Annotated in this window: 18 protein-coding genes and 1 pseudogene; 12 read left to right on the top strand and 7 right to left on the bottom strand. The window is 35.7% G+C overall.

The genetic code is table 11. The features are described from left to right. The first annotated feature begins 166 nt into the window (after nt 1-166). The 6 genes from ABE34_RS19315 (at nt 167) to rarD (ending at nt 6,047) form a co-directional block, all read left to right on the top strand. Nucleotides 167-697: a DUF2812 domain-containing protein gene (locus ABE34_RS19315; protein WP_197144073.1), complete on the top strand. Its 531-nt coding sequence runs from the start codon at nt 167-169 to the stop codon at nt 695-697. Between the two features lie 11 nt (nt 698-708). Continuing rightward, nucleotides 709-1,614 carry an ABC transporter ATP-binding protein gene (locus tag ABE34_RS19310; RefSeq protein ID WP_197144072.1) on the top strand — a complete coding sequence of 302 codons (906 nt, stop codon included), beginning with the start codon at nt 709-711 and terminating at the stop codon, nt 1,612-1,614. Then, complete coding sequence (locus ABE34_RS19305) at nt 1,601-2,842, top strand: ABC transporter permease (protein WP_241747097.1); 1,242 nt, start codon at nt 1,601-1,603, stop codon at nt 2,840-2,842. The genes ABE34_RS19310 and ABE34_RS19305 overlap by 14 nt, the downstream gene beginning before the upstream one ends. 288 nt (nt 2,843-3,130) lie before the next feature. Continuing rightward, the gene (locus ABE34_RS19300) at nt 3,131-4,300 is read left to right on the top strand and encodes a toxic anion resistance protein (protein WP_197144071.1); all 1,170 of its coding nucleotides are present in this window, start codon (nt 3,131-3,133) and stop codon (nt 4,298-4,300) included. A 172-nt stretch (nt 4,301-4,472) separates the two neighbouring features. After that, the gene (locus ABE34_RS19295; protein ID WP_197144070.1) at nt 4,473-5,009 is read left to right on the top strand and encodes a hypothetical protein; all 537 of its coding nucleotides are present in this window, start codon (nt 4,473-4,475) and stop codon (nt 5,007-5,009) included. Between the two features lie 132 nt (nt 5,010-5,141). Further along, nucleotides 5,142-6,047, top strand: a complete 906-nt coding sequence (gene rarD / locus ABE34_RS19290; protein ID WP_197144069.1) for an EamA family transporter RarD — start codon at nt 5,142-5,144, stop codon at nt 6,045-6,047. Between the two features lie 512 nt (nt 6,048-6,559). Here rarD and ABE34_RS19285 read toward each other — a convergent pair. Next, on the bottom strand, nt 6,560-7,093 hold the full coding sequence (locus tag ABE34_RS19285) for a GNAT family N-acetyltransferase (RefSeq protein WP_197144068.1): 534 nt from the start codon (nt 7,091-7,093) through the stop codon (nt 6,560-6,562). A gap of 933 nt (nt 7,094-8,026) precedes the next feature. On the opposite strand from ABE34_RS19285, the pseudogene ABE34_RS19280 reads away from it, so the two are divergent. After that, nucleotides 8,027-8,251 (top strand): annotated as a pseudogene (locus tag ABE34_RS19280) (hypothetical protein); the annotation flags it as partial. A gap of 803 nt (nt 8,252-9,054) precedes the next feature. Then, the gene (locus tag ABE34_RS19275; protein WP_197144168.1) at nt 9,055-10,959 is read left to right on the top strand and encodes an endonuclease MutS2; all 1,905 of its coding nucleotides are present in this window, start codon (nt 9,055-9,057) and stop codon (nt 10,957-10,959) included. A 42-nt stretch (nt 10,960-11,001) separates the two neighbouring features. Here the strand turns inward: ABE34_RS19275 and ABE34_RS19270 are convergent, their stop codons facing one another. Beyond that, complete coding sequence (locus tag ABE34_RS19270; RefSeq protein WP_197144066.1) at nt 11,002-12,252, bottom strand: helix-turn-helix domain-containing protein; 1,251 nt, start codon at nt 12,250-12,252, stop codon at nt 11,002-11,004. A gap of 149 nt (nt 12,253-12,401) precedes the next feature. Here ABE34_RS19270 and ABE34_RS19265 point away from each other — a divergent pair, with 149 nt between their 5' ends. Further along, a complete protein-coding gene (locus ABE34_RS19265; protein ID WP_197144065.1) occupies nt 12,402-13,688 on the top strand; it encodes an MFS transporter in 1,287 nt (428 codons plus the stop codon). An 88-nt stretch (nt 13,689-13,776) separates the two neighbouring features. On the opposite strand, the gene ABE34_RS19260 is transcribed toward ABE34_RS19265, so the two are convergent. The 4 genes from ABE34_RS19260 to ABE34_RS19245 all read right to left on the bottom strand — a co-directional run bounded on the left by ABE34_RS19260 (nt 13,777) and on the right by ABE34_RS19245 (nt 17,554). Next, nucleotides 13,777-14,493, bottom strand: coding sequence for a LutC/YkgG family protein (locus tag ABE34_RS19260; protein WP_197144167.1), 717 nt, complete (start codon nt 14,491-14,493; stop codon nt 13,777-13,779). After that, nucleotides 14,493-15,920 carry a LutB/LldF family L-lactate oxidation iron-sulfur protein gene (locus ABE34_RS19255; RefSeq protein WP_197144064.1) on the bottom strand — a complete coding sequence of 476 codons (1,428 nt, stop codon included), beginning with the start codon at nt 15,918-15,920 and terminating at the stop codon, nt 14,493-14,495. The genes ABE34_RS19260 and ABE34_RS19255 overlap by 1 nt, the downstream gene beginning before the upstream one ends. Nucleotides 15,921-15,935: 15 nt before the next feature. Then, nucleotides 15,936-16,652, bottom strand: coding sequence for a (Fe-S)-binding protein (locus ABE34_RS19250; RefSeq protein WP_197144063.1), 717 nt, complete (start codon nt 16,650-16,652; stop codon nt 15,936-15,938). Nucleotides 16,653-16,825: 173 nt separating this feature from the next. After that, on the bottom strand, nt 16,826-17,554 hold the full coding sequence (locus ABE34_RS19245; protein ID WP_197144062.1) for a FadR/GntR family transcriptional regulator: 729 nt from the start codon (nt 17,552-17,554) through the stop codon (nt 16,826-16,828). A 418-nt stretch (nt 17,555-17,972) separates the two neighbouring features. Here ABE34_RS19245 and ABE34_RS19240 point away from each other — a divergent pair, with 418 nt between their 5' ends. From ABE34_RS19240 to ABE34_RS19230, 3 genes are read left to right on the top strand one after another with little or no spacing between them, the layout of a single operon-like run. Beyond that, complete coding sequence (locus ABE34_RS19240) at nt 17,973-18,683, top strand: cytochrome c biogenesis CcdA family protein (protein ID WP_197144061.1); 711 nt, start codon at nt 17,973-17,975, stop codon at nt 18,681-18,683. Between the two features lie 34 nt (nt 18,684-18,717). Next, complete coding sequence (locus ABE34_RS19235) at nt 18,718-19,104, top strand: response regulator (RefSeq protein WP_079560127.1); 387 nt, start codon at nt 18,718-18,720, stop codon at nt 19,102-19,104. Between the two features lie 22 nt (nt 19,105-19,126). After that, a complete protein-coding gene (locus ABE34_RS19230; protein WP_197144060.1) occupies nt 19,127-19,624 on the top strand; it encodes a CcdC family protein in 498 nt (165 codons plus the stop codon). A gap of 468 nt (nt 19,625-20,092) precedes the next feature. Here ABE34_RS19230 and ABE34_RS19225 read toward each other — a convergent pair whose 3' ends face one another. Beyond that, nucleotides 20,093-20,521, bottom strand: a complete 429-nt coding sequence (locus ABE34_RS19225; RefSeq protein WP_197144166.1) for a DUF2621 domain-containing protein — start codon at nt 20,519-20,521, stop codon at nt 20,093-20,095. Between the last annotated feature and the right edge of the window lie 110 nt (nt 20,522-20,631).

The following is a 20,631-nucleotide window of genomic DNA, read 5'->3' as shown; positions in this document are numbered from 1 at the left end:
TTATAAGAATGGGATGAATATCTGCTTAGAAATTATTTTCCGGGAAATCAGAAAAATTAAATAATTCAACAAAGAAAATGCTACGGTATTACGGCTATTATCAAGGCGCATATTTAACCAGGAGTTCATATCAATTTTGTAAGATTTAGATGGGAGGTGGAATTTTATGAGAAAAAGAGTGTATCGTTTTTTTCTTGATTATGAAAAGGAAGAAGCATGGGTTAATGATATGGCGGCACAAGGTTGGCATTTAAAGCGTACAATGGTGGGATACTTTATGTTTGAAAAAGGAGAACCTGGTCAGTACATATATCGCAATGAACTAATCAAAGGTAAAAGCCAGGAATACTTTGATTTTTTAGAGACGATGAATATTGAGTTTGTTTCAAAATTTGGAGTATGGGCTTATTACCGAAAAAAGAAATCAGAAGGCCCATTTGAATTATTTTCAGATAGTTCTTCGAAAATAAAATATTTAACATTAATAAGCCGCCTTTTTATTGCCGTAACATTTCTTAATTTATTAATTGGATTTATCAATCTTTATATTTTACTTGGTGAATCAACAGAAATAATCTTAACCACGGGAGTATCATCTATAAATTTTGTAATCGTAATAATAATGTGTACACAAATTCTGAAGGTTGAAAGACGTAAAAAAGGGCTGCAAAGAGAATTACATATATTTGAAGCGTAGGAGGAAAAAGAATGACATTACAATTAGAGCGTGTCACAAAGAAATACAAAGATTTCACAGCAGTCGATAATCTAAACTTTACGATTGAAAAAGGGGAGATTTTCGGGCTGATTGGACAAAACGGAGCCGGTAAAACAACGACGTTCCGAATGATTTTAGATTTACAGGAGACAACGGCTGGTACGATTACATGGGATGGCAAACCCGTTAATGCCATCAACCGTGATGTACTTGGCTATTTACCAGAGGAACGAGGTATTTTTCCGACGATGAAAGTAGAGGATCAGCTTTACTTTTTCGGCGAGCTACGTGGCATGAAGAAGTCGGAGTTAAAGAAGGAGATTGATTATTGGATTAATCGATTTGAGCTCGAAGAAAGACGAAAAGATAAGGCTGAAACTTTGTCAAAAGGGAACCAGCAAAAAGTACAATTGATTGCTAGCTTTATTCATAAACCACAGTTCTTAATACTAGACGAACCATTCAGTGGCTTGGATCCTGTGAATAAAGATTTACTGAAAGATGCAATATTACATTTAAAAGAACAGGGCACAACGATTTTGTTCTCTAGTCACCAGATGGATAATGTAGAGGAGCTATGCGATCATCTTTGTCTATTAAAACGTGGAGTCTCTCTATTTTCAGGTAGTTTACTAGATTTAAAGAAACAGTACGGAAAAACGAGATTAGCAGTACGTACAGAGTGGTCGACAACTCAATTGTTAACACTTGAAGGAGTCAAAGATGTCCGAGTGGAGAAAGAGCAAACTGTGCTCACTCTAGAGGATGAGAGCTATGCACAAAGTATTTTCGAGAAGCTCTCCAATGGTAAATATATAGAAAAATTCAGCTTAGATTATTTATCGTTAGATGAGATCTTTAAAGATAAGGTAGGTGGCAACGTTGTCGAAGTTTAATTTATTAATGAAACAGCTTTACACATCAAAAATAAAATCAAAATCCTTTGTTGTAATGACAATCATATACATACTTGGGATGTCAGTTGCAGTTTTCTGGTCAGATATTAAAGAGCTTTTTACAGGTGATGATCAAGCGCAACAAATTGCAATCGTCAATGAAACAACAGCTGATTTAAGTGGTCTCTTTGTATCGAATGGCGATATGGAATTTATACAAAATGAATCGAATATATCGGAGCTAGAGAAAAAGGTCAAAGACGAAAAGCTAGATGCAATCGTTACAATAACAGATCAAAAAGGTCAGCTACATGCTGAAATTGCCACTTTCACTCCGTTGAAATTAAATGATCAAGGTGCGATAAATTCGATATTACAACTTGCTGGCCAAAATTATGCTGTACAACAGTTATCATTAACACCAGACCAAGCAGCTCAAATTATGGATGCCAAAACGATTATTACTGATAAAAACTTAAATATAGAGTCTACAGGTGGTAAAAGCGAAGAAGAAAAACAATCAGGACAATTTGTATCTTATGCAGTAGGTATTTTAATTTATTTCTTTATTTCTACATTCCTATCTATGATTACAACGGAAATTGCAACTGAAAAAGGTTCACGTGCAATGGAAATGCTATTAGTAAGTGTTAAACCAGCTACCCATTTTAAAGCAAAAATTGCAGGTGTATTATTACTCGCATTAACACAGATGGGTATTATTATAGTTGTCTTCCTAATCTATGCGAAATTTGCGAAGAACGGTGTTATTTGGGATATGGCAGCTAGTATCGTTAGTGAATTATCGATTGGTTATGTCATATATGCCGTGCTATTCTTACTATTAACAATTATTCTTTATTTAATTGTTGGCGCACTATTCGGTTCTTTAGTGTCTAAAGTTGAAGAAGCAGGTCAAGTATTAATGCCAGCCATGATGATTACATTAATTGGTTTCTATGTTATGTTATCGGGAATGGGGAATCCGGATACTCTTATCATTAAGATATTCTCTTATATTCCATTTACGTCTGGAATGATCATGCCGATGCGTATCGGGGCTACTGATATAGGCGTAACGGTACCACTTGTATCGTTAGGTATTTTAATTGCAACAATAATTGTAGCTTACTTATTCAGCATATCATTCTATAAACGCAGTGTGTTAACTTATAGTACAGGTGGCGTTATTCAAAAAATTAAGACCGTACTAAAAGTGACAACATGATGTTGAAAGCAGCTACATTTAGTAGCTGCTTTTTTTAGAGTGAACATACCAATACTAGAAAACAATGTAAAATATTTTGTAGATCAGTCGAATTTCCTAATAAAACAAGCTATAATTTATAGTAGAGGTAAAAAAAACACCTATTTAACATAAGAAAATCAAATAGAACATCACGAGGGTTTTCCTATATTTAGTGACTCTTATTTTGCAGAGGCTTACTAAAATGAAACTTTTTCAGCTTGGAATCGTATGTAAGTAAAAGAGATAAATCGCAGGGGGTAAAACTTTATGTCTGAATTTGACAACGACCTATTAAAATCAAAGGATCCATTCGCATCAGAAAATCCATTATTACAACCTAATCCATTATTACAGGCGGAGCAAGCACAAAAACCAGTGCTTGTTTCTGAGCAAGAGTTATCACAAATTGCTCAAAATCAACTTGTACTAAAGCAAGATCCTGAGGTTCATGCATTAGCACAAAAAATTGATGTGAAAGATCAAATTGCAATGCTAGAGCTTGGAAAAGAAACAGCGAATGGTATTTCTACCTTTTCAGATAAAATGCTAGCAACGATGAAAACAAGTAAGCTTGAGGAATCAAGTGTATTATTAAATAATTTAAATAGAATTATGGATAAATTTGACCCTCAAGATTTTGCGGAGGAACAAAAAGGCGGCTTCCTTACGAAGCTGTTCAGTAAAGGAAAGGAACAATTAGAAAAGTTTCTATCCAAATATGACAGCATGAATAAAGAAGTTGACGTTATTTTCCGTGAGGTTCAAAAATACGAAGGTGAAATGAAGCGAAATACGATTGATCTTGAGAATTTATATGATCAAAACTTAAACTATTTCCAAACGCTAAGTAAATTTATAGCAGCAATTGAAGTGAAAACAGATGAAGTGCGTTCATCATTACCAGCGCTAGAGCAAAAAGCACAAACTGGCGATCAATTAGCAGCAATGGAATATGAAACGATGGTACGTGCCGTTGATTTACTAGAACAACGTCGTTATGATTTAGAAATGGCACAACAAGTATCATTCCAGTCTGCTCCACAAATTCGATTAATGCAGCAAGGTAATAACCACCTAATTGCTAAAATTAACTCTGCATTTGTGACGACAATTCCTATATTCAAGCAAGGGCTTATTCATGCGGTGACGTTAAAGCGCCAAAAACTAATTTCTGATTCAATGAGTGAATTAGACCGTCGTACAAATGAAATGCTTGTCAAAAATGCAGAAAATATTAGTAAAAATAGCGTTAATATCGCACGTGCGGCTGGTAGCCCGAGCATTAAAATCGAAACAATTGAAACAACATGGCAAACAATTATGTCAGGTATTCAAGAGACGAAGCAAATTCAAGCAGAAACAGCAAGAAATCGTGAGGAAGGCCGTAAACGTATTGAACGTTTACAACTTGAATATGAAAAACTGAAAAAAATGTAAATGTGAAGCTTCTTGCAATCTTATCTTGCAAGAAGTTTTTTTATTTTTTGACAAAATTGAAATTCCTCATTATGATAAATTAAATGAGAATCATTATCAGAGAAAAGGAAGCGGAAGATGCTAAACACTGAAATTCGGATATATAAAACAATCAATCATGGAGAAAGAAAAGATGATGAGCAAAATGAATCCAACTTTATTATCTTGTGAGTCTTTAAATGATGGAGCACTTGCGATTAATACGACAGAAAAACTAATGCTCGTATTAAAAAGTCGCTACCATGAATTAACGCATATAGAAGAACTGTTCAATGCCTTGCATATAGATTTAGATGAAAAGCACTCAATCTTAGAGCAAGAGAGGAAAATTTTAAAGAAACAAAATTTAGAGCTTGTGGAAGACATGCAAAAAATAAAGAAGCAAAACGCCGTCTTACAAAAAAAGTTAACAGAATATAATTGCGTCGTAGAAGAGCTCAAGGAGATTCGCCGACAAAATACAGAGCTACTAATTGAATTAAGTAAATATACTGCGCTGTCAAAGGAATCCTTATCAGGTCCTTTAAAATGTATGATTCGCGATATGCGAGAGCAAGGTGTTGGTATTAAAGAGATTCATATTCGCATTAAACGTCAAATTAATCCTGATATTAGTTATAGTACGGTGCGCAAATATATTTCTGAGCTTGAATCTGAAATGAAAAAGTAACAGTATACATGTCAATTTATTAAAATTGGGCATTTACAGTTTCCACTCAAAGTCCTATAATAAGTCTATTCTTTTAATGGTAATATTACGCAAAGACGTATAGATTCATATGGAGTAGGAGAGTTAGAGGCAATGTCAAATGAGAAAAAAGGAGTTCTGGCAGCATTTTTCGCCTATGCTTTTTGGGGTGCATTTCCGCTTTATTGGAAACTACTTGAACATGTACCGAGTATGGAAATTTTATTATCGCGCGTCATTTGGTCCTTTGTCTTTACAGTACTAGCAGTAATAGTATTTGGAATGCGCAAGGATCTTCTCGCAGACTTAAAATATTTGTGGTCACACCAAAAGCATTTTTGGCAGCTTGCTGGAGCTTCATTTGTTATTTCGATGAACTGGTATTTATATATTTGGGCAGTTAACCATAACCACTTAATTGAAACGAGCTTAGGCTATTATATTAATCCTTTACTGTCAGTTATTTTAGGGGTTATTTTCTTTAAAGAAGCACTTAGTCGTGCGCAATGGGTAGCTACCGGAATTGCCTTTATTGCTGTTATTATTTTAACGATAAATTATGGATCAATCCCATGGGTAGCACTTCTTATTGCTATATCCTTCGCTATTTATGGTGTTCTGAAAAAGAAAATTAAGCTTGATGCGACAAGAGGCCTAGCCATAGAAACGTTATTTATTCTACCGTTTGCATTAGGCTATTATGTTTACCTCTTTACAACGAATCATGCCTCATTTTTACATGTTGATATGAAAACAGACATCCTCATGATTGTAAGTGGTATCGTGACAGCAGTACCGTTAATTTTATTTGCGAAAGGTGCACAAAATATTCCACTCTATTTATTAGGCTTTATTCAATATGTATCGCCAACAATTACGTTAGTTATAGGGATCGTACTTTTTAAGGAACCGTTTAGTCAAATAGAGCTTTTGGCATTTAGCATTATTTGGGCAGCCTTACTACTGTTTTCAGGATCAAAAATTATTGAAACGAGAAGGGCGCATCATAAATCTGCATAATTAAATACATGAATGTTAGTAGTACAAACCATGCCCTTGGTTTGTACTACTTTTTCGTATTCTTTGAAAAATCCCTGCAATGTGAGGGGAGAAAAGAGTTTTTTGCCTTCAATGTTTCTTTAGAATTGGGATAGTATCCTAGCATTTCACACGAATAGAAGCCATCTAAAAATGAAGAAGATTGTATAGGAAATAAGAAAGTATGGAGAAAAATGAGATCAATTGTTCAATTGTCGAAAGCTTACACATAAGTTTTTATATCTTAAAGGAGATGCCTATGTTCATTTAACAAAATAAAAGTGAAGCTATAATTTAAAAACTTATAGTCTTTGTCCCAATATGACCTTTTTGGACATTATGTTGAGGGAGCGTCAGATTTATGTGGATTTACAACGATCTTATAATCTAAAACAAATAGTATATTTTTGCTAAGACAGAGTTAACAAAATCGGTTTATTCTTCTGGATATTTGTGTTATATTATGGGTCGAGATGTTGATAGCTTATATTTCTTTACGAGAGATCCAATTCTGCTAAGGATTCTGTTATTTTCCCATCTAGATTTTTTATCGCCAGCATCGAATTATCCTGAATGATTCCTGTATCTACGAAACTAAATGAAGCGTATAATGTTTTAGCTATGACATTACTTGTTCGATAAAAGAGGGTTACAAATTCTGCTTCTCCATTTGGCATAGTTTCTATATCCATCAACATTTTTTCAAAAGCAAGTCTGCCATATCCTTCCCCTTGGTAATTCTTATCAATCATAATATGCCAAATAAAATAGCTCTTCTTCCCGTAAAAAACTTCATTTTCAAATGATTCATGATCCAACGTATCATAAATATACATCAAAAATCCAACCGCAACTCCATCGGTATAAATGGCAATAGGAGTCGCTGGTATACCGTCTGCGTTCAACATATGAGCGTCTGCAAAGCTTCTTAGATTAGTAGTTTGTATAAAATCTTTCTGGTTTTCTCCCACTTCAAGTGCTATTACTTCATCTATGTTATCCCCGGTTATTTTTCGTAATTCAATCATTTTTTTATCTCCTCTCCTATGAAAAGCAACTTTCCCACATCCTAAAACATTTCTAATATCATTTCCATAATTCTCGAAATAGGGTACGCAAAGTTTCACCAATGCTAACCCTGTAATTTCTAATTATTGTTCCGCAAAATGTTCTATTTGTTTAATTTTGGCAGTTTAATTGTATCATACACTTTTACAAATCATAGGAATTTATTGCAAATGATCAATCCTTATTTTAAATGTACAGGAACGGTAAAATGAGAAGTTTTAGAGAAAATAAATTTAGTGTTAAACGATTTATCTTTATTCGGCTTATGCTCTGGCGAACGCCTCTTATCCTAACGGAGAACGAGTATACAGTGTACAAATTATACTCTTTACCAAAAATTATGAGAGAGAGCTAAATATAATAATGAAAGTAAAGAATTGTATTTCGTAGCAAAAGAAATGAAAGTTTAGACACGCCACAAAAGCCGCGAATGTTGTAAATCAACGTTTCGTGGCTTTCTTTGTGAACCTTATTTACACATGTTTTTATGCACTTTCTTCAAATTAAGGCTTAGCAGTGCTTTAGTGGTATTTGGAACACTGTTGCACTATCGACTTAAATGAATAAAGTTATGCAGATTAATATTACCTATAATAATTAACTAGATGCAGTCTTATTTTTTTCTTAACAGTGTATCCCCAAGAGGGAGTCCAATCACAACAACCAAAACCGTTAGAATTAGCAGGGCTTGAAAAATAAAATATGCTACTTGATCGAACATCATATCTCTCCTTCTTTTTTAATTCCTACTTCGTCCTGTAATTATCCAACTCCAATTGAAGAGTCAAATAAAACTTAATAAAGCAAGAAATCATTTGTGTTTTTATAATATAGTTTACTTCAGTCTAACGTATGTATGCGTCGTTACTTTTTATATTTTGTGATCTACAACAATGGAACGATTTCAAGTTGTTGGTACGTATTATTTGGATAGTTACCTATATTGGTATCGTTGGCCTGAGTTACATAAGAACTTAGCATTTGAAAATCGTAGAGCAAATGCTTATTTCAGCTTGTATAAAAAATCTAACTATTTCACGGTTGAAATATTAAGAAAAGATATCAAAGCATCATTAAAGATGCTTTTTAGATGGATTCGGTGGTTTATTGTTATTTAACTTATGGAGCAATTTAGTTGAATAAGAAAAAAGATTAATGCGTATTTGACTTAAAATGCGAAACAAAAATGAACCGTACAAGGATGACAATTCATTTAATAGATGGTTTTATTTCCTATTTTTAGAGGGGGGGATTACCTTGTTATAAAAAAACTTTCCCATTTAGCCAACAAACCGTTCCCATTTTCACCACGTTGAATTTCAATTTCGTGGTTTTAATGAAATTCTGCTATTCGTTTATTATGTTCTTTGTGCAATTGATGGAGAGCCACTTGTTTCATTATAATCCCTCCTTTCTTATATCTTGGGTTGATTATAGCAAAGTATTCTACACGTATTGAAACTTAACTCGGTTTTTAGTTTTCCCCAAGTTTAAAATCGTATCAAACATAAGCACCTTTACTTTTTTACCAGCATATAGTAAGATAATGACAAATTAGATAACAATGATAATTAATGAGAGGTGCTTTTGATGAGTGCGGTAGGTTCTAAATAGGAACAACTTAATGAAATAAATGTAAATGACGCCAGGGGATTTATGTCAGTTTGTCACCCTTTATTTAGTCGTGTATTTATTTCGATACCTATGAAGATACCTACAATACTTTATAAAGCTTGTAATGGTCTGAATGTGCTTCACTTTGATGAGGTCTTTTTCATGATGCTTTTTACACATGCCTTGTAATGTAAAAGCTGTGGGTTCTCCCGCAGCTTTTTTGTCTTTGAAAAGAACATCATTGCTATCTAATGAGTAGGTGTCTTCATGAATGATTCTAGAAAATCATAGTGAGGAGACATTAACAATGAATCATACTGCATTTGAGAAGTTACAATACAATGAATTGAAGGATATCGTTAAATCATACTGTGTCAGTGGATTAGGTAAACAGTTATTAGATAAATTAACGCCGAGCCCAAATTTGACAGTTGTTAAAAATCGTTTGAATGAAACGACGGAGGCACGAGTAATTTTAGATGCGGAAGGTCATGTCCCGTTTTTAGGGGTATCCAATATTGACAATACCATTCAAAAACTTGAAAAGGGGATCATTTTAGACCCAAGTGAATTAGTTAGCATCTCAGACTTTTTAAGAGGCTGTAGAAAAATAAAAAAATTTATGCTGGAAAAGGAGTTTTTTGCACCCGTACTTGCATCCTACGCTAATTCGATGTCTGAGTTTAAAAGTGTGGAAGAGGAGATTAACTTTGCTATAAAAGCAAATCGTGTCGATTCAGCAGCTAGTAGAGAATTAAAGCGTATCCGAAATCATATCGAAACAACAGAGGAAAAAATTAAAGACCGTTTAACTAAATTTTTGAATAGCAGTGCAAATAAAACATATATCCAGGAATTTTTTATAAGCAAGAAGGATGATCGATACACGATTCCTATTAAGGCTTCTTTTAAAAATCATGTGCAAGGGACGATAGTAGAGATTTCATCAAAGGGTGCTACGGTCTTTATAGAGCCGAGTGCTGTCGCTAAATTAAATGTGGAATTGGCCACTTTGAAGGCAGAGGAAGCGGTGGAGGAATATCAGATTTTGGCGACATTATCAGGGCTTCTGATGGAACATATCCGTGAAATCAACATTAACATGGAGTTAATTAGCCAATATGATATGGTGTTTGCTAAAGCCAAGTTTAGCAAGCATATTGGAGGCGTAGAGCCGAGCTTGAACGATGTTGGCTATATAAAGCTCGTCAATTGTAAGCATCCACTGTTAACAGGTGAGGCGGTGCCACTTCATTTCGAAATTGGTAAAGACTATCGTTGCTTAATCATTACAGGGCCGAATGCTGGCGGAAAAACAGTTGTTCTAAAAACGATTGGCTTATTAACATTGGCTACAATGTCAGGCTTCCATATTGTTGCGGATAAAGGTACTGAAATAGCTATATTCGATCATATTTTTGTAGACATTGGTGATAATCAAAGTATCGAAAATGCACTTAGTACGTTTTCATCCCATATGAAAAACCTTTCGGATATTATGAGGGCGTCCAATAATAATACTCTTTTGCTATTTGATGAAATAGGTAGCGGTACGGAACCAAATGAAGGGGCAGCGCTGGCAATTTCCATCTTGGAGGAGTTCTATCATATGGGCTGTATTACAGTGGCGACAACACATTATGGAGAAATTAAGCGTTTCTCTGAAATGCATAGTGATTTTATGAATGCGGCTATGCGATTTAATAGTGAAACATTGGAACCGTTGTATAAATTAATGATTGGAACATCAGGAGAGAGTAATGCTCTATGGATTTCTAAGAAAATGAATATACGTGAAACAGTATTACAAAGAGCTAAAGGCTATATTGACAGTAAGGATTATCATTTAAAACGAGTAAGTGATAGTAAAATACGAAAGCCGAAGATTGAAAATGTGAGAACAACAGTAAAGTATGAATTTAAAAAGGGAGATCGAGTAAAGCTGTTAGATCATGATGACGCTGGAATCGTATATGAAGAAATGGATAATTTCTTTAATGTTGTTGTGTTCAATGAGGGAGAGTTCATAAAGGTAAATGTTAAACGCTTGGCATTAGAACTACCAGCAACAGAATTATACCCAGAAGGATATGATTTAGAGACATTGTTTGTGGACTATAAAGATCGAAAGCTTCAGCATGATATAGAGCGCGGTTCGAAAAAAGCCCTTCGCAAAATACAGAAGGAAATTAGAAATAATAAATTGAACTAAAATAAGGGATTGCACATATGTCAAAGTGCAATCCCTAAATATTCATTGAAGCGAATTTATTTGTGCTTTAATTGAATAATAAGTTTCTTCAATTTTTTGCTTATAAGGTAGATCGATTAAATCTTGAGAATCCGTATAGGCCATTTTTGCAATTTCGTAGGCAGTTGTTAACTCACCGAAATGTGCATAGCAAAGCGCTTTATAGGAAAAGCATTCATTTAAGCTTAATATGTCAAATGGGTGTAAGATGAATGGGGGAATGTTTGTAAAATGTTCAAATGCTTCCTTAGCTTCTTCATATTGACCCAGCAAATACAAGGATTTCCCTTTTTCTGAATAGTAAAAATTTTTATCTAATTTTATCGAGTCCTCATGCACAAGCGTTCCAAAACGTTCTATTTCCTCTAATGCCTGCTTATAATCGAGAGTGTAGCTGTTATAGTAATGCGCACGTAAGCCGAAGATAAAAGCGTCGACATCCACTTGTTCTACAAAAATCCGATACTGCTCAAGCTTCTTCAACATATGCTCTACTTGCTCGAAATCATAGTCAATCATGGCACAAAACGCCCCAATTCGATACATATCATCTATATAAGAGTAAAATTGATTTTTATGTGCATTGGTAATGGTTTCATTAATGAGCTGTCTACCTGCTTCAAGTTCGCCAATCGCTACTTGAAGAACACTAATATAATAAGCCATTTTCACAGTATCTCGCGAATCTAATTGGTAATTTTCCTGCTCAGCCTCTTCTTTCGCCTGCAAAATACAAGAATAAGCCTTTTTGTAGTTTCTTTCTTCCGATAATATGCCCAACTCTAAAATATAAGTTTCAAACCAATGACTTAGTAAATTAATTTCTTTAAACATAATGCGTGCCTGTTGAAGCGGTGACTCCCATGTCGTTAATCTCGCATGATGTTGTGCTGCTGCATATATATACAGTAAACGCCCTGCCTCATAACTAAGCGAAAGATCTTCTATATAAGGCTTAATCATCTCTACGATTTGCTGTACATGATCTGTATTACCGAGTTTTAATTCAGCAAATAAAATTTCTACTTGCTCTAAAAGCTGACGTATGGAAGAGGGGGTTACTTGTTCAAGCAATTCACTTGCTTTGACGCCTAAACGTTCCGCTATATAATCTAGACTTTCCATCGAAGGCTTGGCCTTATCATTTTCAATTTGGCTTAACATTCCTTTTGTTAGACGATCACCGGCAAGTGCCTCTAATGTTAACTTTTGTTCTTTCCTTAATTTACGAATTCGCGTGCCTAATGAGTTCACTGCCTCGCCTCCTTTTCATTAAAAGTGAATAATATCACTTTGTTTAATTATATTAAACTTTTTCTTGATTGAAAAGGGGGAGGTGTGTTATATTTTGTTTAATTACATTAAACTTTTTAAATTGATTAAAAATTTGGAGGGGTTTTTTTATGAATGAAGCGCAAAAATATAAGAAGGCGACATATCATTTATGGACATTTACAGCCAGTAAGATGATCTCGCAATTAGGGTCTCATGTTTTATCATTTGGGATAGGTTTATATATTTTGGCACTGACAGGGTCAGCGATGAGTTTTGCGACAACAATGATCTGTTCCATTTTACCTCGTGCATTGGTGGCGCCTCTTGCTGGTTATGTAGCTGATAATTATTCTAAGAAACGCATAATTTTAGTAGCGCAGGCAGGTACAATATTGACCGTTGTTGGGTTACTACTTTATACAGAAATGGTCGGCTTATCGGTGTATGCTATTTATATTGCAACAGTTTTAAATACAATATGCGCTGCCTTTTCGGGTGTAACATTTTCTTCCTCAATCGCAACACTAGTAGATCCAGAACGCCTACAAAAAGCAATGTCATTTAATCAAATGTCAGTGTCCATCGCAATGATTGGAGGACCAGTAATCGGTGGAATGATGTATGGATTTTTCTCCATGGAAGCATTTTTACTTGTACATATGGTGGCCTATGTGATTACGTTTTGCCTAGAAGCCACAATGAATTTTACTCTTTATAGTACAAGAGTAAAAATGGCAGATAAGGAAAAGATGTGGGCTGGACTTACTAGTGGCTTTCGTTATATTAAGCAACGAAGAGTAATAAAAACCATTATGTGGGTTTCGTTATGGATTAATTTGTTTTTCTCTGCCATCGTTGTAGGGGGGACTTACATTATTATTGAATTATTAAAAGTAAAAGCAATTCATTTTGGTTTTGTAGAGGCCTCAGGTGCAGTTGGTATGCTTGTTGCTTCCGTCTATTTCGCAACACGTGCAGAGGTAAAGGCGCCACTGCGTTTTGCTAAATTCAGCCTAATACTGTTGGCTAGCAGTTTAGGGTTGGCGATTGTTCCATTAATAACGAATTTATCGTATTTAACGATGGTTATCTTTTATATTGTCATCTACTTTATTTTCGCTATTTTTGAGATGGGAATAAACATGCCGATTATGGTTTATATGCAAAAGCTAATTTCGGAAGAATACCGCGGACGTGTATTAGGATTAATGGAAACAATGGCAATGTCAATGATGCCAATCGGTATGGTTGTTTACGGCATCTTATACGATACATTCCCAGCAACGGTTATTTTACTGGTCACAAGTATAATTATCGTAACGATATCATTAGTTATGCTACGAACATCTGTCTTAAAAGAAGCACATCCAGAGTTTTATGAACAAAAAGTAGTAACTAAAAGCGTAACAAATTAATGTATCGCTTTGCATATACCATTAGATAATAAAACCAGGCATCTCTTCAAAATGTGAAGTATGCCTGGTTTTCTTTATTCAACAAGATTTACTGATCCTCAATCACAATATAAGTAGCTTTCATGGGTCCATGTACACCAACAATAAGAATCATTTCGATATCTGCTGAATTACTTGGTCCTGTTATAAAGTTAATACAGGAGGCAATTTGCTCGCCAGTTCTGACTTTTTCACTAATTAGGCGGGCTGCTTGCGTCATCCGTGGAACAATCGTACTTTTCGGAATTAAAATAATAGAGTTCTCGGGTAAAAAGCTGACAGATCTACCTTTATCCTTACTACTAAAAAGTACAGCAGTCCCTGATTCTGCTAATGTTATTTCACTAATCGTAATGCCGATAGTAGCTTTTTCAGCCTGTCGAATATTTTCCTTTGGTTGCTCCGAATCCCATTCGTACAGCTGAATGTTTGCTTGAGGCCATTGCTCGGTCATTAGTGATGATAGGCCAAAGCTCTGAAAACGCGTGTCTTTCCATGTTATAACAGATTGACCTCCATAATTTTCAACTACTTTTTGTAAGTCTACTGGAAGATTTGCTGTATTTGTAAGGACAATATCCGTATGAATATTTTTGCATTGTTCAACTAAAACCTCAACTAACTCATCTTTTGTCGCTTCTTTTAGGACACGATCTTGAGGTTGATATTGCCATGTCGGTCGCTCCATTTCTATTTTTGGCACACGTCCAAGCTGGTTTGCAATTTTTGATACAAATACATCTCTATTTTCAATAGTACCTGCCATCATTCATCGCCTCCTTTTTGGCGGTGTTTAAACCAGTCACGGAAATTATCTTTATTTGGTGCTGGAAAATCCCTTGCTTCCGTCCATGCTTTTAGTGGGCCTGGACCATTTGAGATTTTTTGATCTTTAGTAAAAGGTGCCATTGCTGGTGAAGCCATTTTTGTCGCCATTTTATATAAGGTAGGGGAGGAAGCACCTAAACCAAAGGCCTTCATTAATAGCTTTTCTGATACAGGCGCTTTACCTTCGTTTTCAACAATTACTTGTCGATGTCTATGAATAAGCTGATGTAACGGTATTTTAACAGGACAAGCATCAGTGCAGGCCCCACATAATGTGGATGCATATGGTAACTCTTTAAAATCTTCATAGCCACCTAATAATGGCGAAAGAACGACACCTACTGGCCCAGAATAGATAGAACCATAAGAATGCCCACCAACATGACGATAAACAGGACAAGCATTCACACAGGCTGCACAGCGAATACATTGTAAAATAGGCTGGAACTCACTGCCTAAAATGTTAGAACGCCCATTATCAACGATGACTAAATGGAATTCCTCTGGTCCATCTGTATCACCTTCATCTTTGATCCCTGTTAATGTTGTAATATAGCTTGTTAACTTTTGCCCAACTGCACTTCTTGTTAATAAGCTTACTAGCACTTCCATCTCTTCAAACGTAGGAACAATTCTCTCCATCCCCATTACTGTAATTTGCGTTTTGGGCAAAGCTGTCACTAAATCTGCATTCCCTTCATTCGTCACGAGTGTAATCGATCCGCTCTCTGCAATAGCAAAGTTACAGCCTGTAATGCCTATATCTGCTGTTAAATATTCATTCCTTAATTTTTCACGTACATATAAAGCTATTTCCTCAGGCTTTTCACTTTTCGCATAGCCTTGTTTTTCTTTGAAAATATCACGGATTTGTTCCTTATTTTTATGCAAAGCTGGGGCAACGATGTGAGAGGGTGGCTCGTGATCATCTACTTGCAAAATGTATTCTCCAAGATCTGTCTCAATGACCTCACATCCGAGCTCTTCTAAAGCGGCGTTTAAATCAATTTCCTCCGTCACCATAGATTTTGATTTCACAATCTTAGCAGCTTTGTTCTTTTTAGCGATACTTTGAATATAGTTCGTCGCTTCTTTTGCTGTTTGCGCAAAGTAAACATGTCCACCTCTTTTTGAGACATTTTCACTTAGTTGATACAAGTAGTAATCCAAATTCGCAAGTACATGCTTTCGAATTTCTTCTCCGTGAGAGCGCCATTCCTCCCAATGTCCGAGCTCATCAGCTTGTTTTAGCCGACGTGTTTGAAAGCGTTCCTGTGCGCTTGACACTGCTCCACGCATAAAAGTATTTTCTAATTCTTTCGATACTCGATGATTAAAGCGATCATCACTTGTTTTCATGGACATTTCTTTTACCCCCTCCTAGCGGCAATTCAATACTTCCGCAATATGCATAACTTTAATGGGCTTACCTTGTCGATTAATTCGACCACCTATATTGATTAAACAACCAGCATCAGCACCGATTAAAATATCTGCCTCTGTTTCTTCAACATTCTGTACTTTCTCATTGACCATTGCTCCTGAAATATTGCCCATTTTTACTGAAAATGTACCGCCAAATCCACAGCATCGATCTTTACCTGGGAGTTCGACATACTGTAAACCTTTCACACGATTTAATAATTTAAACGGTGCTTCTGTAACACCGAGCAAACGTGTCATATGACAGGAAGTATGATAAGTAGCCTTGCCCTTTAATTGTGCGCCTACATCCTCGACCTTTAATACATCTACTATAAACTCTGTAAATTCATATGTTTTATTTGCCAATGCTTGCGCTTTTGGTTCCCAAACAGGATCCCCCTTAAACACTTCTGGGTATTCCTTAAACATATAAGCACAAGAACCAGAAGGGGAGACGACGTATTCGGCATGTTCAAATGCTGTGATCATTTTTCTCATAGCATTTTTAGATTCTTTTACATAGCCGCTATTATAGGCAGGCTGCCCACAGCAAATTTGATTTTCAGGGAAGTCTAGATCACAGCCAAGCCTTTCCAGAACTTCGACAACAGCTTTTCCTACTTCACCTTGAAACATATCAACTAAACAAGTCGCAAAAAGTGTAACTTTCATATTAATCGCTCCTTTATGTCTCTCTTACCCTTTGAACAACTAATCAGCAGGTCATCTGATGACTTAATGTGTTGTTTTTATAATACTACAACTTTTCAGATGAATGAAAGGTGTTTATTTTAAATTTTCGGAAAAATAAAGAACTGCCTATTATAAAAACTAGGCAGCTTCTGTTATTTTTTAGTTTCTGTTGTTTCAAAATATTGCAGTAAAACTTCTTCCACATTACTTAAATGTGAAGCCATAGCATGTTTTGCAAGTTCTTCATTTTGCTGTTTTATTGCGAGGAAAATTTGCATATGTTCATCATATAACTTTTCACTTGTTATTTTTTTTGAGTACAACCAAATTCGTCGTGTCTCTTTCATCGTTTCAATCATTAAACATGAAACTTGATCTAATAAAGTTGCAAGTAGGGGATTTTGGGATGCTGCAGAAATGGCCGCGTGAAATCGAAAATCTGCTTTTTCACCTAGCTCACCATTTCCTTGTCCATGTTTCATTTCATCTAAAATTTGCATCATTGACTGTAGGTCTTCCTCTGTTCGATGAATGGCTGCGCTAGCCGCTGTGCCTACTTCAATAATTTTGCGTACTTCTAACAAATGTGAGATATCTTTCTTATTTGTTAAAATGGCAGTTGATAAGGGGAAATCGAGTCGATTGGATTGATTACTTTTAACAAAAGTACCTGAGCCTTGTTTAATTTCAATAAGCCCCATTGCTTTTAAAGCGGAAAGAGCTTCTCGGATGGCAGATCTACTTACTTGTAATTGTTCTGCAAGTTGTTCTACTGAATCAAGTCGGTCACCAGGCTTTAGTTCGCCAGCTCTAATTTTTTCATAGAGGATTTCGGATACTTCCTCATATATTTTTTTCGGTTTAATTTTTCTTAATTCCAAGGACTACACCTCATTTATTTCTATCAATGGCTCTATTATTTTTATTATACATGAAGAAAAGAAATTTTCTCACTATGTAACAGTAAAGATATTGTACAGTCTGCAATAAAAGCTGTGCACCTGCATGAAAGCTCTGTACTAGTGCCTTTTGAATAGGCGTAGAATGCAATAACTTGGAATGCAGAAAAATGATAAATTTTGTTGACAGATAATATAAGGAGAGCGCATAATGCAAAAGTATATGAACTATATCACGTTGATGTAATAAAGTTCGAATAATAAATTTGTATACTAGTATAATAGAACTTCACCTTTTCAACACCTTTTTGCCATGAAACGTTCACAAACAGGAAGGGCGCAATTTACAGTGTTTTTTGGTACGATGGAGGCAGTAACTGTAAGGAGCGAGTGAGAAAATATGGAAACTGATATTAACTTATTTTTAGCTTTAGGTGCAGGTTTTTTAAGCTTTATTTCACCATGTACTCTACCGTTATATCCCGCATTTTTATCATACATAACGGGGATGACATTAGATGAGCTAAAAGCGGAACGAGGTATGATGCAAAAACGTGCTATTTTGCACACCCTCTTCTTTTTACTAGGATTTTCAATTATCTTTATTATAATTGGGCTAGGGACATCGTTAGCGGCGGAGTTCTTCCTTAATTATCAAACATTATTACGTCAGGTTGGTGCTATCTTAATCGTAGTATTTGGTTTAATGATTGTGGGATTACTACAAATTGACTTTTTAATGAAGGATCGAAAATTCCAATTTAAAAACCGCCCATCTGGCTATTTGGGATCAGTATTTATCGGAATAGCCTTTGCGGCTGGGTGGACGCCGTGTACTGGCCCAATTTTAGCATCGATTATTGCATTAGCTGGTGCAAATCCAAGCTCAGGTTTTAGCTATATGTTAGCTTATTTCTTAGGCTTTGCGATTCCATTCTTCTTGTTATCTTTCTTTATAGCGCGGATGACTTGGATTCGTACACACAGCCAAAAAATTGTGAAAATCGGTGGCTATATTATGATTGCCGTTGGTATCGTGTTATTCTTTGATGGATTAACGTATATAACACGCATTTTAGAGCCTATTTTCGGTGGATTTACAGGCTTCTAATCTGCTAAACTAAAGTGGCATACCATACCTTAACGTGGAGGGAGATGAACATGTGCCTACAGTTTTAGTAGTGGATGATACGCTCTTTATGCGTGTTGCAATAAGTAATATGTTTACTGAATGGGGTTATGAGGTAGTCGGTAAGGCGGCAAATGGCAAGGAAGCTGTGGCTATGTATCGTGAGTTACAACCAGATCTTGTAACGATGGATGTAACAATGCCCGTTATGACAGGTATTGCAGCGGTAAAAGAAATCATCCCTGAATTTCCAGATGCAAAAATAATTATGATTACAGCTTTAGGGCAACAAAAGTTAATTGTGGAAGCAATTGAAAGTGGAGCAAAGGATTTTATGACAAAGCCTTTCGAGCCAGAAAGATTAAAAGCTGTAGTTGATCAATTACTTGGACAAAATTGTTAATGTCATTAGAGGAGGATTTTTTATGTTTAGCAATATCCCTTCTCACTATTATGTAATAGGTTCGACCATAATGGCCATTTTTATGGGTACCTTTGTCATGGTTATACGTATGCGAGCGTCTAAGAAACCGACAAATGAGAAGAAAATTATCATTCCACCTATAGCGATGTCTACAGGTGCGTTAATGTTTTTATTCGAACAATTTCGAGTGCCACCCATGCAAATTCTTGAAGCGGTAGCAGTCGGCATGGTATTCTCGACAATCTTAATTGCCACTTCTAAATTTGAAGTAAAAGGCCAAGATATATATTTAAAACGTTCAAAGGCATTCGTTTTTATACTAATCGGGCTGTTAGTGTTCCGTATAGTTGCAAAAGTAATATTAAGTAACTCCATTGACGTTGGTGAATTAGCAGGAATGTTTTGGATTCTAGCGTTCGCGATGTTACTCCCTTGGCGAATCGCAATGCTTATCCAGTTTATAAAAATCAAAAAAACAATTCCGCTGAAGAATTATTAATGAAAGAACTACACTAGAGATTTTATCTAGTGTAGTTTTTTTTATGCATTTTGGCTGATGGATAAGAAGGATAGAGTAGTTCGAGCGACGAATCGAATTGCCGGAGTGACGGAAAGAAAGGCAAAAGCGACGGATAGAATCTTCAAGTGATGGAGAAAGGCGAAAGCTATGGATAGAATCGTCAAAGTGATGGAAAGAGTCGTCCGAGCGATGGAAAGAAAGGCGAGAGTGGCGGATAAAAGAGCTAAGGTGACGAATAGAAAACAGAACGACGGAAAGAAATGCCGAAGTGACGGAAAGAGTCGTCAGAGCGACGGAAAGAAAGGCAAAAGCGACGGAAGAAAGAGTCAAAGTGAAGGATAGAAAGCAGAGCGACGGATTGAATTGCCGAACCGACGGAAAGAGTCGTCCAAATGACGGAAAGAAAGGAAGTAAAAACGCTGCACAACAATTCTGTGCAGCGTAACATCAATCAAATAGATGTTCATATGGAGAAATGTCAATTTGCATTTCATCTAATTTCTTACGTAAAAATTTATGGTCGCGCTTAGGCGTTGCTTGAATATAGCCACGTATAATTAAATCATGGTTAATAGCAGATGCCTTCTCTTCAATTGCAAGTTCTCCAATTTTTCCTGCGATTTTTTCCTTTGCTACTTGTCTAAATAGCTCAGGTACAGGGCTTACAAGTTCATATAAAAGCTCTTTTTCAGGTTGTCCCCATAAATGAATGGTTTTATCTAAATAATACTCTTGCCAATCTAAATCAGATTTACCGTCCTGCTTCGGTAATGCTTTTAAAAATTTGCGGAACATGAAAAATCCGCCAATCGCCATAAAGGAAATAAGTACAACTACCCAAAATAAGATAAACCATAAAAACCAACCACTTAACAAATCGTTCACCTCTTTGCCTTCTCTCACTCTATTATAAAAGCTTACATGAAAAAATTCATCCTAAATGTCCCTTTTTTAGCAATAAGCCTGTATATATTGTGAAAGAAAGG

Source organism: Lysinibacillus sphaericus (assembly GCF_015844675.1).
Lineage (GTDB): Bacteria > Bacillota > Bacilli > Bacillales_A > Planococcaceae > Lysinibacillus > Lysinibacillus sphaericus_E.
The sequence above is the reverse complement of the archived record's forward strand: the minus strand, read 5'-3'. Positions and strand labels throughout refer to the sequence as shown.

Excerpts from the sequence above, each read along its gene's own strand:
- ABE34_RS19315 (WP_197144073.1), top strand. The coding sequence starts at position 167 with ATGAGAAAAAGAGTGTATCGTTTTTTTCTTGATTATGAAAAGGAAGAA.
- ABE34_RS19310 (WP_197144072.1), top strand. The coding sequence starts at position 709 with ATGACATTACAATTAGAGCGTGTCACAAAGAAATACAAAGATTTCACA.
- ABE34_RS19300 (WP_197144071.1), top strand. The coding sequence starts at position 3,131 with ATGTCTGAATTTGACAACGACCTATTAAAATCAAAGGATCCATTCGCA.
- ABE34_RS19295 (WP_197144070.1), top strand. The coding sequence starts at position 4,473 with ATGATGAGCAAAATGAATCCAACTTTATTATCTTGTGAGTCTTTAAAT.
- rarD (WP_197144069.1), top strand. The coding sequence starts at position 5,142 with ATGTCAAATGAGAAAAAAGGAGTTCTGGCAGCATTTTTCGCCTATGCT.
- ABE34_RS19285 (WP_197144068.1), bottom strand. The coding sequence starts at position 7,093 with ATGATTGAATTACGAAAAATAACCGGGGATAACATAGATGAAGTAATA.
- ABE34_RS19275 (WP_197144168.1), top strand. The coding sequence starts at position 9,055 with ATGAATCATACTGCATTTGAGAAGTTACAATACAATGAATTGAAGGAT.
- ABE34_RS19265 (WP_197144065.1), top strand. The coding sequence starts at position 12,402 with ATGAATGAAGCGCAAAAATATAAGAAGGCGACATATCATTTATGGACA.
- ABE34_RS19260 (WP_197144167.1), bottom strand. The coding sequence starts at position 14,493 with ATGGCAGGTACTATTGAAAATAGAGATGTATTTGTATCAAAAATTGCA.
- ABE34_RS19255 (WP_197144064.1), bottom strand. The coding sequence starts at position 15,920 with ATGTCCATGAAAACAAGTGATGATCGCTTTAATCATCGAGTATCGAAA.
- ABE34_RS19250 (WP_197144063.1), bottom strand. The coding sequence starts at position 16,652 with ATGAAAGTTACACTTTTTGCGACTTGTTTAGTTGATATGTTTCAAGGT.
- ABE34_RS19240 (WP_197144061.1), top strand. The coding sequence starts at position 17,973 with ATGGAAACTGATATTAACTTATTTTTAGCTTTAGGTGCAGGTTTTTTA.
- ABE34_RS19230 (WP_197144060.1), top strand. The coding sequence starts at position 19,127 with ATGTTTAGCAATATCCCTTCTCACTATTATGTAATAGGTTCGACCATA.